The sequence below is a fragment of the Streptomyces sp. NPDC026092 genome (assembly GCF_040638605.1).
Lineage (GTDB): Bacteria > Actinomycetota > Actinomycetes > Streptomycetales > Streptomycetaceae > Streptomyces.
Genome location: NZ_JBEZYN010000027.1, coordinates 87,648 through 100,627, shown reverse-complemented (window position 1 = coordinate 100,627; position 12,980 = coordinate 87,648). Strand labels below are relative to the sequence as shown.

Below are 12,980 nucleotides of genomic sequence, written 5' to 3'. Positions count from 1 at the left end.
CTCCTTGCACGTTGACGGAGACGCAGGGCTGCTCGACCTGCTCCGCGCCTGGGAGCCGGAGGAGAAGTAGGACGTAGCGGGGGCGGTTGGCCGCGTCTCGAGCCGGTAGGACACGACTCTTCGCCAGGTTCGTCGGTCGCGGCACCGGGCTCAAACCCGCGAGGCGGCCTCTGGGCGTCACCAGACCACGGGGCGCGCGAGCGTCGGTATCCCACGGACATGTCGGACGCCGAGTGGGCGGTGGTCCGGCCACTGCTGCCGGTGCCGGGCCGGCTGCGGGGCCGGGGCGGGCAACTGGAGGCCTATTGCCACCGCGCGATGCTGGACGCGATCCGCTACCTGGTCGATAGCGGACGCGGTCGTCGGCTCTGACAGTCGCGGCTTCGACGGCGGCAAGCCGATCAACGGGCGCAAGCGGCACGTCGTCGTCGACACCCTTGGCCTGATGCTCGCGGTGATGGTCACCGCAGCGGATGTGGGCGACTGCGCCGCGGCCCAGTCCTGCTCACCCAGTCACTGCCGCACACCGCCTGCCGGCCCTGGTCCGGGCCGACGGCGGATACCCCGGCAGCCTCGTCGAGTACTGCCTCGCGGCCCTCGCCCTGGTCCTCGCCATCGTCAAACGCAGCGACGACATGCGCGGCTTCGTCGTGCTGCCCAAGCGTTGGATCGTCGAGCGGTTCTTCGCCCACCTGCTGCGAAGTCGCCGTCTCGCGCGCGACTTCGAGCGTTCCATCGCCGGCGCGGAGGCGACGGTCTGCTGGTCGATGACGATGCTCAGGACCCGCCGCGTTGCCCGGCCACGTCCTTCGCGAGCGTGAATCGGCCAGTTGCCGCATATGGTTTCGAGCCCCGGACCGGTGTGCCGTGGCGGGACGTACCCGGCGGGTACGGGCCGTGGGGCCGGGTCTGCGACCTGTTCCGCCGATGGCAGCGGGACGGCACCTGGCACCGGATCCTCACCCGGCTCCATGCCCTGGTCGATCACGTGCACGCAGACCGGGATCAAACGCGTTAAATCGGCGAACTAGGCGTATGCGGGCTCACAGGTACGGGCGGCGGCGAGGAACATCGAGCGGTCCCCCAAGGCGCAGGGCAAGGGCGACGCTCTGGTCGCGTACGGAACGTGAGGCCTTTCGACCGGTGAGTGACGAGATCGCCCGGGCAGTGGCCCTGGCTGTGATGCCCCGCACAGGACCCACGTCACGTCCTAAGGGAGGTAGTACGCGGGGGTCCCGCGATCCCGCGCCCAGGCAGATCGCGACAGGCCATTTCCGGCATTTGCTATGCAGTGGGGTAGTACGTCACATCCTTGCGCTTCCCTCGGAGCGCCCCTAACCATGGCTGTCGTTCCGGGGATCCCGGTGCGGGCCCGACAGCAGAGCACGTTCGCTCGACCGCCCCAGCCACCTCGCGGAGCGCAGCTCCGCTCCGCCGCCACCGCATTCGGTCGGCATCCCCACATCGTCGTCAGATGGAGAGTTACTCGCGTATGACCGCCCCCACGCAGAACACCACCAGCCGCGTCGCCCGATTCCGCAAGCTGTCCGTCGCAGGCATGGCCACCGCGGGTGCCGCAGCAGCGGCGCTCACGCTGATCCCGTCGCCCGCTCAGGCAGCCCCGGTGTCGGCGAATGTCTCGGCGTCCCAGGTGTCAGCGGCGGAAGCTCCGGCGGCCAAGAAGGCGAAGAAGCAGTACGCCGACAACCTCGACGGCTGGATCAAGGAAGCCCTCGACATCATGAAGTCCGAGAAGATCCCCGGCAGCTACGAGGGCCTGCACCGCAACATCATGCGTGAGTCCTCCGGCAACCCGAACGCCCAGAACAACTGGGACGTGAACGCGCAGAACGGCACGCCGTCGAAGGGGCTGCTCCAGGTCATCCAGCCGACCTTCGACGCCTACCACGTCGACGGCACCCCGCACGACCTGACCGACCCGGTCGCGAACATCACGGCGGCCGCCAACTACGCGGCCGACAAGTACGGCTCCATCGACAACGTCGACTCCGCCTACTGATCGCCGTATCCAGGCAGCGCCTGCCTCTGGCAGCCGTGCCAGGGAACGCGACAAGGGGCCCGGCTGTGCCGGGCCCCTTGTTTTCGTAGCGGGGACAGGATTTGAACCTGCGACCTCTGGGTTATGAGCCCAGCGAGCTACCGAGCTGCTCCACCCCGCGTCGGTGAGTCCACTCTACACAGTGGCTCACGCGGGGTCGCACGCATTTCCCCGTCAGCCAGTCAGCCGCGGACGATGTTCTCCGCCTGGGGACCCTTCTGACCCTGCGTCACGTCGAAGGTGACCGTCTCACCCTCGACCAGCTCCCGGTACCCGTTGCCCGTGATGTTGGAGTAGTGGGCGAACACGTCCGGGCCGCCGTCCTGGGCGATGAACCCGAAGCCCTTCTCAGCGTTGAACCACTTCACGATGCCACTGGCCATGCTGCGTGTCCTTCGAACGTGCCGGGGGCGCCGGCCGGAGTAAGACGGGGACCTCCCCCTGTGGGAAGCCACCCGGCATCCGTTCTACCCCACTCACGTCCCACTCATTCGATCATCGTCCCAATGCGCGTGAGGTTCCGCGCTCGGGCGTGTCCACGGTGCCGTGTCGACATCGCCACGGTGTACACGCGAGAACGCGTCCTTGCCCGTCGAGCGCATCTGCCCGGGGTTCGGGTTGGGATCCGACGACCTCGTACTTTGACGTCGTCAGGTCCTCAGAACGGTCCAGGGTGGGGAACGGCGAGCAGGTGTGGTCCGCTGCCTAAGCGGGCTGTCCGGCACCAGCAGCGCGCGCCTTCGACCAGTCACAGACCGGCGATGTCCCTGGCCCTCTTCAGCACGGCGTCGAGCGTGTCCACCCCCGTGTTGCGCCGGCTCTCGCGCGCCGCCCGGTCCGCCGGCACCAGCCTCGCGGCGACCTGCACGGCGTGGGCGTCCGGGTCGCCGAAGGCGGTCCGCGGGTGTTCTCCCGTCTCCGCGCAGTGCGCCGTGACCTCTTTGACCGCCTGGAGCACGACCGCCCGGTCCACGCCCGGCTGCATGGCCAGCCGTACCTGGAAACGCGCCATCCACTTCTCGCGGTCCTTCTCGCTCGCCGCGTCCGTCGTCTCGGCCTTCTTCGCCATGCGCTCTCCCGGGTGATCGGCAGCCGTCCGTCATGGAGTGGGACGCCGAGGCACCGACGGAGGTTGCTGCAAGTCCATGGCCGACGAACCCGCGCCGCGGGAGCGGGAAGCAGTCCGTTCGGGCCGCCACCGTGCCCTGACTACAGGCTGAGTGCGTCCTCGGCGTTGTCCATCCACGCGGTGACCGAGTTGTCGTCGGACACGTTCAGCCCGGGCGTGGAGGCCTTGAGCGGCAGCTGCTCCAGGTCGGACTCGGTGTTCATGGTCATCGCGATCGAGGAGACCGTCTCGCTCTTGGCGTCCTTCAGGCCTCCCATGAGGCCGGCGTAGGCGGACTGGCCCGGTGCGAGCCGGATGGCCTCCTCGATACCAGGCGCCGTGCCACGCTCCGTCGCCTGCCCGTCCAGGTCACCGAAGGTCACGACGGGGTGGCCGAGCACCCGGCACGGCTTGCCGGACTTGTTGGTGATCTTCAACAGGTAGCTGCTGGTCGTGGGCTCTGCCTGACTCGCGGTGAACGTCACGTCGTAGGTGCTGCAGGGAAAGACGTCGTAGTCCGGATCGGCTGTCGGCGGGGCCGGCTTGGCGGGTGCAGTCGGCTTGACGGGCTTGGTCGGCTTGACGGGCGCGGACGGGTTTGCCGGGCCGGACGGCTTGGCGGGCGCAGACGGTTCGGCGGGCTGCGACGGGGAGGTGGGAGTCGCGGTCGTCGGCACGTCGGTCCCGCCCGCGGCGCCGTCCTCGGAAGGGCCGCAGGCGGTCAGGGTCAGTGCGGACACGGCGAGGAGGGCGGCGGCGACGGCGGCTCTGCGAACGGTACTCATTGCGGTACTCCCCCGATGATGGCGCTCGAACTGCGCTCTGGTGGACACCAGGGTCGCGCGAGAGCTTCACGGTTCGGTGACAGGGCCTTGCCGAATCCACCACGGTTCGTCCCACGGGTTCCGGGCGCCTCCTGCTTGGGCAGGCAACACGGACGGCGGTGTCAGGCGAGTTGCGTCTGGTGACGTCCATGAAGCGCCGAGCTCTGCGGGACATCTGCCCCCGCGCTAGGTGGATCTGGTACTTCCGCATCACCGCGCTCCCCCCATCCACAGACCGGCCACCACGAAGCCGACGGCGGGCGCGCCGACCTGCCAGTGTCCCCGGGGGCCTAGCCCGCCCCGCGGCTAGCGCCTAGACCACAGCCTGCGCCGCGCTCGTGCCCTTCGCGGCGGTGGGCGGGTCCGGGGCGAAGGCGGCGGTCGAGTTCGACGCGGCCGTGGCCCAGGGCATGGTCGCCGGCGCCGGACCGGCAGCACGGGGCGGAGCAGAAGGCCAGCGGCACCGGGCGGAGCGGGCGAGTCGAATGCGGCCCCGTACACTCGCTAGCTGATTCCGCCGCAGGTAAGGACACCACCGCAGTGAACCAGTACGACCCCATGAGCCGGGCAGCAAGCGACGCGCCGATCTACGCGACTCTCGTCCGGGAGCGCGGGGACGTACCGGCGGAGGCGAGGCAGGTGGCCGCGCGGGTGCTGGAGGAAGCGGACCGGGCCGTCGACTTCAGCTCGGTGCGCGCCGTCTGAACGCACGGCGGACGAAAGGCTTCGGCCGCAAGCCAGGAACAGGGCACCGCCGACACGGGCGTTCTTTTCGATGGCGTAGCGGACGAAGCCACACGCGAGCACCGTGTTCCGCGAACAGCAGCCGTGCGTCTCCACGTTCCACCGGAGCTGCTCGTCCCCGTTCCCCAGACTCGCGGCCCTCCGGTGCACCTCAGCCACGGACGCCCTGCTACCCGCAAGGCCCGAAGCCATCCACCCCGTGCCCCGGCTGCTCGACGGTAAAGGTGCTGATCGCCCTCGTCGGCGGCCGACGAACCTGCGGCCCCTGCGCAGGTCCACCCACACGAACCGTGGGCCCGCGACCGCTTCCGCGACTCGGACGACCCGCCCCATCCCGAATTCGGTCGGCTGCCGACTTGGACACACGAACAGTGGCGCAATCTGCCGCAGCGTCAGGTTCGTCCGCCAGTAGGCCGCGACCAGAAGGACCCGGTCCACCCCCACTCCGACCTGTCGGCCAGGCAGCGGTACCACCAGAGCTGTGTGCGCCACTCGCGCCGGTGCGCGAACGGCACTTTCCTCTTCGAATGCACCAACAGCAGCGCGGCCTCCGGCGAGCGCGCCGCCAGGAACATCCTGTACCGCCGTTGAGGACTTCTCCGCTCTCGTGGCCGGCTGGACTTCGAGCTCGTCGGCGACGACAGTCGTGACGAGGACGATGAGCCGGCAACCGGCCGGAACTGACGCCGCGGGTGAGGGGAGACGTCCGGCGCGCGCAGCCCGCCGGAGGGAACGATCGAACCGGTCGTACAGGGAGGGAAGCTCGTGGTGCGGGAGTGCTGGTTCTGCGGGAATGCCACATCGGCTTCATGGCACGACCGCGTCCTGGGGCTGCACCAGGGCACCGACACCACGATGACCGCGTGGATCGTCGTTCTGCGCACGACGTGGCGCCAAGAGGTCGTGCATGTGCCACGCTGTGCCCGCTGCCACTACGGACATCAGATCGAGCAGACCGCGGCGGTGCTCTCCATAGCCGCGTTGATCGCCTTTTCCGCCGGCGGCCAGCTGGACCGACTCCTCGGCATTCTGCCGGCTTCGGGCCCGGAGCGGGCGGTCGCAGCGATCTGGGCGGCCTTCGCCTGCCTGCCCGGTCTCACCTGGATCGCCATCAGACATGGTCGGCTGCCATGGCGGCGTCTGGCACCCCACCGCCTGGGCCATGCCCGCCATCACCCGGAGTTCATCCGGCTCCTGGACGAGGACTGGAAACCCAGGCCGGGTCCCTTCCCCTACTGGGGAAACCCACGGAACCCCCATCGCCCTCCGCCGCCGAGCAGATTCCGACGACTGACCGGACGCGTCTTCGACCTGGCCGGAGCAGCCTGCGTCATCGGCATCCCCATCGCCTACGTGCAGGGCTACGAGGAACTGGCCGGAGGTCTCATCGCGGCGGCGGCAGGACTGTTCTGGCTGTCCTCGAAGATCAAACCCGACAACTGAACGCCGACTCCGAAACTCACGGTCATCGGCCCAAGGGATTCGGCGCAGCCCGGGGCTCTGTCCGGCGGAGGTGGTGGGAGTGAAGCCGTTGCGCTCGTAGTACGCGACCAATTCGCCTCCGCCGCCGGCCCACCAGCCGACTCTCAGGAGCGCCACGCCGGCCCGCCTGGCTTCCCGGAGTCCAACACCAGGGCTCCGACGGGCATCCCGTTCAACTCTGCGATATGGGGGCGTTCTCGGTCAGATATCGCTCCACTCGCTCCACCCCGCCGGGCTGCTGCGAGTACGGCGTCGTGCCCCACTGCTCGGTGTTCCCGCGATCGTTCATCCAGACCACCGCAGAGTCGAGCACGTCCAGAATGGCCGGTGTGCGCCCGTGCGTCGTCGAGGCCGCCTGGCTGGTCTGATCCGTATGCCATGTGTGCTGTCGTTCACGGCGGAAGCTCAGGCACGATGCCTGTCCGGCGGCGCACCCTGCTGAATCCCAGCGACCCATGTTTGCCCCGAGCCAGTCCACCCATCCCGGATTGGCCTTGGTGGGACTCGCCTTGGCGTCTCTAGGTTCCTGACATGCGCATCCATATTGTTGACGCCTTCACCGATCGCCCCTTCGCCGGGAACCCGGCGGCCGTCTGTCTCCTGCCGGCCGGAGAATGGCCCGATGATGCATGAATGCTACGGATCGCGGCCGAGATGAATCAATCAGAGACGGCGTTCGCTCTCCCGCTGCCCGCGTCGTCCGAGGTCGACTGGGCGATACGTTGGTTCACTCCGCTCGTCGAGTCGAGACTGTGCGGCCATGCCACGCTGGCCACCGCGCACGTGCTGCGCGCCGAGCGGGGAATCGTCGGCACCGTGCGGTTCATGAGCCGCCAACACGGCGTCCTCGTCACGCACGCCGGCGAGGAAGGCGGCATAGTCCTGGACTTTCCGGCTGCGGTCAGCACCAACGTGCCTGTGCCAAAAGGACTTTCCGAGGCGCTGGGCGCCGCACCGGAGGCCACCTTCCGTTCGAAAGGACTCGGTGATCTACTGACAGTCCTGCGCGATGAGGCCACTGTCCGGGCCGCCGCTCCGGACCTGGACGCGGTGGCCGCACTAACGCAGCGGGAGGGCCTGCGAGGAGTCATCGTCACGGCTCCAGCCGCCAACTCCGGACTGGGACACGACTTCGTCTCCCGCTTCTTCGCGCCGGCCAGAGGTATCCCCGAGGACCCCGTCACAGGTAGCGCCCACACCGCGCTCGCCCCATTCTGGTCCGCGCGACTTGGCCGCAACGAACTCACCGGCCTTCAGGCGTCCGCGCGCACCGGGCTGGTCCACACGGCCGTACGTGGCAATCGCGTACACCTCACCGGAGACGCCGTTACGGTGCTGGAGGGTACCCTGCGCGCCTCCCCGAGCCTGGGCGGCGGATCATGAGCGGAGCCAGAGCCCGATCACGGCTACGGTGACTGTGCCGTGGAAGGCATAGGCCCGCTTGTCGTCGTACCTCGTGGCCACGGCCCGGAATTCCCCTACGCCGCCCAGACCATGCGCATCCTGCACCACCGCACCGACCTGAAGAACAGCCAGGTCACCACGAGACCGTCTACTCGATTTCGGACCTGACCTCTCATCAGGCATCGCCGCAGCGGCTCGGACAGCTCGCCCGCTCGCAGTGGTCTTGTCATAGCCACTTCGACGAGTACGCCGACGTTCAGAGGACTAGGGCCTGTCCGGCGGATCAGGGCCGGAAAGGACGCGGCGTCTGGCGCATGGGGCCTCCCCAGGCCCTCTGGGCCTAGGGGACGCATCGCAAGGCGCCGGAGCGTCTCGATAGCGGAGCTATCGGGGCGTTTCGGCAACGCGGCGTGGGGGTCCCCCCTGCTCGAAGAGCTTGGGGGAGTGCCGTGCCAGACGCCGCGGCCCCGGCCATGATCCGCCGGACAGGCCCTAGCGGTCGAGCAGTGGCAGCGCGGGGAAGGTGTGGTCCTGCCAGATCACGCGTGAGGCTTCTTCCGGATAGGCGGCGAGGCTTGCCCGGTTCTCGGTGTCGAAGAGTCGAACGAGGCGCTCCCCGGGGTCGTACGCGGGCCAGCCCGGGTCGCCGTGGGCGGCGAAGGACGTCCACGCGGCGCGCATGCGCGCGGACAGCTCCTCAGCCTCCGGGGACGGGCTCTCGCCGATCAACGCTGCGGGCTGGCCGCGGTCCAGGTTGCCGAAGACCAGGGGCACGTCGAGGCCGTGGCATGCACCGAGGACACCGCCCATCCCCGGGGCGGACCAGGTCAGTTCGTAGACGTGGGCGCTGCCTCCGGCAGCGGCTTGGGCCTCGGCGAGGTGGAGGGAGGGCATGCGGAACAACCAGTCGGAGTTCACGAGCTCGTAGAGCTCCTCCGGGCCTGCGGCGGGGAACGCCTCGCGGTAACGGTGTGCGGCGTCCCGGCCGGGGCCGAAGACGCGCAGCGCGGTCTCGGCCTGCTCCGCTGTGACCTGGCCGAGCACGCCGTCGAGTGCGGCCAGCAGCCGAGTTTCGTCGCGGGTGTGGCCGACGAGGAGTTCGATGTCCCGGCCGGCGCCGTTCGCCAGGGCCTGCCAGGGGGTGACCGGCAGGGTGTCGCCGTCGATGACCGGCGAGAAGGGGATCGCCCTGTGTGCGACCGGCCCCCAGCGATCCGCCCAGGTGTTCGTCTTGGCACTGACCGCGTCACCGGCAGCGGCCAGACGGGTGGGGTCCACCCCGGACAGGTCGGCCACCGTGGGCCGTAGTCCCAGCTCGCCGGCGCACGCGGCGGCGATGTCGGCGGCAAGCTCCGGCGAGAAGAACGTACCCTGCACGCTCTGCGCCACGGCCCGGGCGAACAGCCCTGCCGCGCGCTCCGTCGCCAGCAGGGCGGCGACCGATCCGGCACCCGCCGACTGGCCGAAGACCGTGACGCGGCCCGGGTCGCCGCCGAAGGCCCGGATGTTGTCGCGCACCCACTCCAGGGCGGCGATCTGGTCCGACAGGCCCCGATTGGCGGGCGCGCCTTCGAAGTGCCCGTACCCCTCCAGACCCACCCGGTAGTTGAACGTCACCACGACGACGCCGTCACGCGCCAGGCGACCGCCGTCGTACTCGGGAAGACCGGACATGCCGATCGAGTAGGCGCCGCCCTGGATCCACACCATCACCGGCAGACCCGCGACCGGGCTCGGGTCGGGCGACCAGACGTTGACCGTCAGCCAGTCGTCACCTGCGGTGTCCCGCGCCAGCGCGTCCATGCCAAAGTGGCCGCCCTGCGGTGGCGGCGGGCCGTACGACACCGCCGGCCGCACCCCGTCCCATCCCCGTGCTGGCTGCGGCGCGGCGAAGCGCAGCGGGCCGACCGGCGGCTCGGCGAACGGGATGCCGCGGAAGACCGCCATGCCCGCCTCGCGGCTGCCGCGCAGCATCCCGCCCGCCGCGCGGACCTCGGGCCCGGACGCAGCCCCGGCCCCGGAAAGGTCGGAAGGCTCGGACGGCTCCGACGCGCCAACGGTCATCACAGCTCCCTCAATGGGCGGCCTGAACGTTCCGGGATCATGCCCTGCCACCCCTACGCGCGCCAGGCAATTTCGTCGGTGTCGCGGGGCCGTACAGATCGCCGGTGCGAACTTGAACGAAGCCGCGGGCCGCCCGGCGCCGATCGGGACCGCCAGGCCGACCCGCGCCCTCCGCGCCGGGTGCGGCAGACGTGGTGCCATCCCTGGATCGGGCGATGACTGCCGGACCTCGAGCGCCCTCGACGGACCACCACGGCTCACCTTCGGCGGTCAGACAGGGCGGCCATGGACCGACGGTGCCGCCGTCCTCGTGGACGGATACCGGGATCACGCTGTTGCGGGCACATGTTTGCAGGTCTGAGGCTCGGCGACCTCCTGCTGGTGGGTCTGCCACAGTGCGAGGCCCCTGCCGCGCGGGCAGACGCCTGCGCTGGCGTTCCTTGGGTAGCCCGCGCCCTGCCCGCCGTGTGCACGTTCGGTTAGGCTGGCCTTGCCTGGCGTACGGACCCGGGCGTGGTTTGGGTTCCCGTGCCGCAGGTGGGAACAGACGGAGGCAGGGCGCAGGTGAGAAACGGTGACCGAGCCTGTGGGCGGCGTGCGCCCGCTGGGGGCGGGACTCTCATGCGGGTGACGGGGGACGCGGGTTCCCGCCCGGCGCCCAGGACGAGGCGCCGTGGATAAGATCGCGCTCACGGCCGGAGCCTTGTACGTCATCGTCCTGCTCCGAGCAGGAGGAACGTTCGCCGTCGGGTGGCTCGCCGGCGCCGGTGCACGGCGCAGCAGGTTCGCCGGACGGATCTCCTCGGCGAAGTTCCGGCGTGCCGAGCAGGCGATCCAGCGATGGGGTGCGCCGGTAGTGGCCGTCTCCTTCCTGACCGTCGGTTTCCAGACCGCCGCCAACTTCCTCGCGGGCAGCATGCGCATGCCGTTGCCGCGCTACCTCCCCGCCCTGTTCGTGGGCGGAGCGGCCTGGGCGCTGATCTACGCGACCGCGGGGCTGGGCGTGCTCGAAGTACTGGGAAGGCTCTTCGCCGAGCGGACGGCCCTCGGGTTGTCCGCCGTTGCCGTACTCCTCCTCGCGGCGTGCGGGGTGGTGTTGTACCGCAGGAGAAGGGCGGTCCCGTCCTCCAGCGACACCGTGGCCGACGAAGCGTGAGCCCGTCCCGATGCGTGTGCTGCTCTACAGCCGCCACGGCACCGCACGCACGAGCGCTCCGCCACCGCGGGGGCGGACACCAGGGGCGGAGGCGTGCGCGATGGTCGTCGGCCTGATGAGCGCGTCGGTACTCCAGGCAACGAGGGCGCCGTCAGCGCAGCCCTAAGCGCGTTGCGTTTGGATCACCGCACAGCCCAGAGCGGGATGCCCGCGATGTGGAATTCGTCCAGGTAGATGGTCGCGGTCACGCCCGCACGGTCCTGGCGGCGTCACCAACCCCGGCGGCAGCGGACCACCTCTCCCGCAGCCACCTCTGTGACAAAATCCGCGAGTCTTTGGCACGATCGCTCAGTTGTCCTGCCCTGTCCCGTCCTGGAGGAACACCACGGCCATCAATTACGAGCTTGCTCCGGCCTGGTTGCCGTGGTCTGCCGTTGATCCCAGGCTCATCGGCTTTGCATGGGACGAGGAGGAGGCAGCTCAGCTCTCCGCGGTGATCGCCTCCATGGTGCCGCCTGGCGATGCCGGGTGGGAGGAGCGACATCGCTTCACCGCCGAGGTCACGGCGCTTCTGGCTGCCCGATACGGTCGGTGGACCTGTGGATGGGACTGGGCGGTCGGCGAGGGCGGGGGTGGTGGCGTTGTCAGCAGTTGGTGCTGCGCATCCCATTCCGTGGGTGCGCCCGCAGCTACGGCTGCCAACGTGGTCGCTTCGCTGTTGGAGTGGCGCGAGTGGCTGGAGGAGTTGGCCGAGCGGTTCGAGCAGTTGGCTCCGCCGGCGGGAGCGAATGCCGGGGATCGCAGTTGGCACCTGGAACGGGCGGCTACCCGACTGGTGACGGTGGTCGTGGACCGCACGGGTGCCGAATGCGGCTGGTACGGGCTCTGCCGCACGGTGCTGGCATGGTTCCTCTCCTCCACCGGCATGGGACCTGAAGCCGCGCGGGACGCGGTCGACACCGCGGTGGGGGGACGATTCGAGAGTTGGACGGTACCGTCGCGGACCCTGGTCGACTCCGTGGGAGAGGATCTCGCCGTGGATCTGACCGGAGAGCAGCCTTACCGTGACCGCTGACGCCTTGGCTGCCTGGTGCCGGGTCAGGAACCAGGTCGACTGGACTCGGGTGGGTCGTGAGACAGCAGCCCCTGTCCAGGCGGCCGTGGACGGCCTCATCGTCTGGTGCGGTGCGGGGCGGCGTTCCTCGGGCCTCGCTCGAGGCGACCGTTTGCTCGCGGCGCTGGCTCAGTCGCGTGCGGACGCTTCGCGCAAGCGCCCCCTCACCTGCTTGCTGCTCGCCGAATGGCAGCGGCTTGTTCTTGGCGTGCCTGAGGTTCCGTTCCGGCAAGGCGATGCCTTCGCCAAGGGCGGCCGGGAGCGCTACGCACTCACGGCGCACACCCAGCGGGACTTCGAGCGCTGCCTTCGCGACAGCGCCGATCCGCGCGTCCCCCTGGCCTCCCGTGCGGCCAGGGCCTACCTGGACGTGGCCTTCTTTCACCCCTTCCCGGACGGCAACGCCCGCCTCGCCATGCTCGTGCTCGGCTACGTCTTGGAGCTGGAGGGGGTTCGGCTGGATGAGGTCGGTCCCTTGCAGACGACGCGTTACGCGGACGACGCCCTCGGCGCGGCGGACATGGCTGCCCTGGTCTCCGTCCTCATCCACTCGACCCGTCGCCGGGCAATCAGAGCCCGTCGCTGAGACCGGGCCGCCGCATCCGTGCAAGGTGGCCTCGGCCTCCCTTCGGCCGTCAGCGGCTGGATGCGGAGAGGGGCACCGAGGTCGGTGCCGTTGTTGCGATCACAGAGTCGATCAGCGCGATCGAAAGCGCTCCCTAAACCCTTGACTTCGATCGGTCCGATCGTATTGTTTCAGTCGTCGCGTGATGCCGCGTCACCATCCTTGTCACCGGCCCCAGTCCGACCTCGCTGAAGTGCGCGCCCCCGTCAACCCCGCCCGCTCCTCAGGCCTCTCGCTCATCGCCGGCATGCGGGTGGAAACTCTCCTCAGGAGGACACATTGCAACGTCGCAAGGTCCTGACCTCACTTCGCGCCCATGGCGCGCGAGTTCTGACGGCCGCTGTCGCCGCGCTCGCCCTCGCTGCCCTTCCCGTCGCGGCTCCGGGTGCCTTGGCGCAGA

12 protein-coding genes, 1 tRNA gene and 5 pseudogenes are annotated in these 12,980 nt (G+C 69.7%); 11 read left to right on the top strand and 7 right to left on the bottom strand.

Annotated features, from left to right (window positions below; translation table 11 throughout):
* Positions 1-219: 219 nt before the first annotated feature.
* From AB0F56_RS32375 to AB0F56_RS32355, 5 genes and pseudogenes are all read left to right on the top strand, one after another.
* Positions 220-372 carry a transposase gene (locus AB0F56_RS32375; protein ID WP_362016246.1) on the top strand — a complete coding sequence of 51 codons (153 nt, stop codon included), beginning with the start codon at positions 220-222 and terminating at the stop codon, positions 370-372.
* A 1-nt stretch (position 373) separates the two neighbouring features.
* Positions 374-496 (top strand): annotated as a pseudogene (locus AB0F56_RS32370) (transposase); the annotation flags it as partial.
* A complete protein-coding gene (locus tag AB0F56_RS32365; protein WP_362016243.1) occupies positions 474-821 on the top strand; it encodes a transposase in 348 nt (115 codons plus the stop codon). The pseudogene AB0F56_RS32370 and the gene AB0F56_RS32365, both read left to right, overlap by 23 nt.
* A gap of 32 nt (positions 822-853) precedes the next feature.
* A pseudogene (locus AB0F56_RS32360) lies at positions 854-961 on the top strand (transposase); the annotation flags it as partial.
* A 531-nt stretch (positions 962-1,492) separates the two neighbouring features.
* Positions 1,493-2,020 (top strand): transglycosylase SLT domain-containing protein, encoded by a 528-nt coding sequence (locus AB0F56_RS32355; protein ID WP_362016241.1) that lies wholly within the window; start codon positions 1,493-1,495, stop codon positions 2,018-2,020.
* 86 nt (positions 2,021-2,106) lie between these two features.
* Here AB0F56_RS32355 and AB0F56_RS32350 read toward each other — a convergent pair.
* From AB0F56_RS32350 to AB0F56_RS32335, 4 genes are all read right to left on the bottom strand, one after another.
* A tRNA-Met gene (locus AB0F56_RS32350) sits at positions 2,107-2,180 on the bottom strand.
* A gap of 61 nt (positions 2,181-2,241) precedes the next feature.
* Positions 2,242-2,442 (bottom strand): cold-shock protein, encoded by a 201-nt coding sequence (locus AB0F56_RS32345; protein ID WP_362016238.1) that lies wholly within the window; start codon positions 2,440-2,442, stop codon positions 2,242-2,244.
* Positions 2,443-2,807: 365 nt separating this feature from the next.
* Positions 2,808-3,128: a hypothetical protein gene (locus tag AB0F56_RS32340; RefSeq protein WP_362016235.1), complete on the bottom strand. Its 321-nt coding sequence runs from the start codon at positions 3,126-3,128 to the stop codon at positions 2,808-2,810.
* A gap of 140 nt (positions 3,129-3,268) precedes the next feature.
* The gene (locus AB0F56_RS32335; RefSeq protein WP_362016232.1) at positions 3,269-3,952 is read right to left on the bottom strand and encodes a DUF4232 domain-containing protein; all 684 of its coding nucleotides are present in this window, start codon (positions 3,950-3,952) and stop codon (positions 3,269-3,271) included.
* Positions 3,953-4,549: 597 nt separating this feature from the next.
* Between AB0F56_RS32335 and AB0F56_RS32330 the strand changes: the two genes are divergently transcribed.
* The gene (locus AB0F56_RS32330) at positions 4,550-4,696 is read left to right on the top strand and encodes a hypothetical protein (protein WP_362016229.1); all 147 of its coding nucleotides are present in this window, start codon (positions 4,550-4,552) and stop codon (positions 4,694-4,696) included.
* A 370-nt stretch (positions 4,697-5,066) separates the two neighbouring features.
* Here the strand turns inward: AB0F56_RS32330 and AB0F56_RS32325 are convergent.
* Positions 5,067-5,179 (bottom strand): annotated as a pseudogene (locus tag AB0F56_RS32325) (transposase family protein); the annotation flags it as partial.
* Positions 5,180-5,500: 321 nt separating this feature from the next.
* On the opposite strand from AB0F56_RS32325, the gene AB0F56_RS32320 reads away from it, so the two are divergent.
* Positions 5,501-6,178 (top strand): hypothetical protein, encoded by a 678-nt coding sequence (locus AB0F56_RS32320; protein WP_362016226.1) that lies wholly within the window; start codon positions 5,501-5,503, stop codon positions 6,176-6,178.
* 72 nt (positions 6,179-6,250) lie between these two features.
* On the opposite strand, the pseudogene AB0F56_RS32315 reads toward AB0F56_RS32320, so the two are convergent.
* A pseudogene (locus AB0F56_RS32315) lies at positions 6,251-6,592 on the bottom strand (GNAT family N-acetyltransferase); the annotation flags it as partial.
* A 156-nt stretch (positions 6,593-6,748) separates the two neighbouring features.
* Between AB0F56_RS32315 and AB0F56_RS32310 the strand changes: the two are divergent.
* Positions 6,749-7,600 (top strand): annotated as a pseudogene (locus AB0F56_RS32310) (PhzF family phenazine biosynthesis protein).
* A gap of 513 nt (positions 7,601-8,113) precedes the next feature.
* Here AB0F56_RS32310 and AB0F56_RS32305 read toward each other — a convergent pair.
* Positions 8,114-9,685 carry a carboxylesterase family protein gene (locus AB0F56_RS32305; protein WP_362016224.1) on the bottom strand — a complete coding sequence of 524 codons (1,572 nt, stop codon included), beginning with the start codon at positions 9,683-9,685 and terminating at the stop codon, positions 8,114-8,116.
* 673 nt (positions 9,686-10,358) lie between these two features.
* Between AB0F56_RS32305 and AB0F56_RS32300 the strand changes: the two genes are divergently transcribed.
* The 3 genes from AB0F56_RS32300 to AB0F56_RS32290 all read left to right on the top strand — a co-directional run bounded on the left by AB0F56_RS32300 (position 10,359) and on the right by AB0F56_RS32290 (position 12,541).
* Positions 10,359-10,841 carry a VTT domain-containing protein gene (locus AB0F56_RS32300; protein WP_362016221.1) on the top strand — a complete coding sequence of 161 codons (483 nt, stop codon included), beginning with the start codon at positions 10,359-10,361 and terminating at the stop codon, positions 10,839-10,841.
* Between the two features lie 352 nt (positions 10,842-11,193).
* A complete protein-coding gene (locus tag AB0F56_RS32295) occupies positions 11,194-11,916 on the top strand; it encodes a hypothetical protein (RefSeq protein WP_362016218.1) in 723 nt (240 codons plus the stop codon).
* Complete coding sequence (locus AB0F56_RS32290; protein ID WP_362016215.1) at positions 11,906-12,541, top strand: Fic family protein; 636 nt, start codon at positions 11,906-11,908, stop codon at positions 12,539-12,541. Before AB0F56_RS32295 ends, AB0F56_RS32290 begins: the two co-directional genes overlap by 11 nt.
* Positions 12,542-12,980 lie beyond the last annotated feature (439 nt).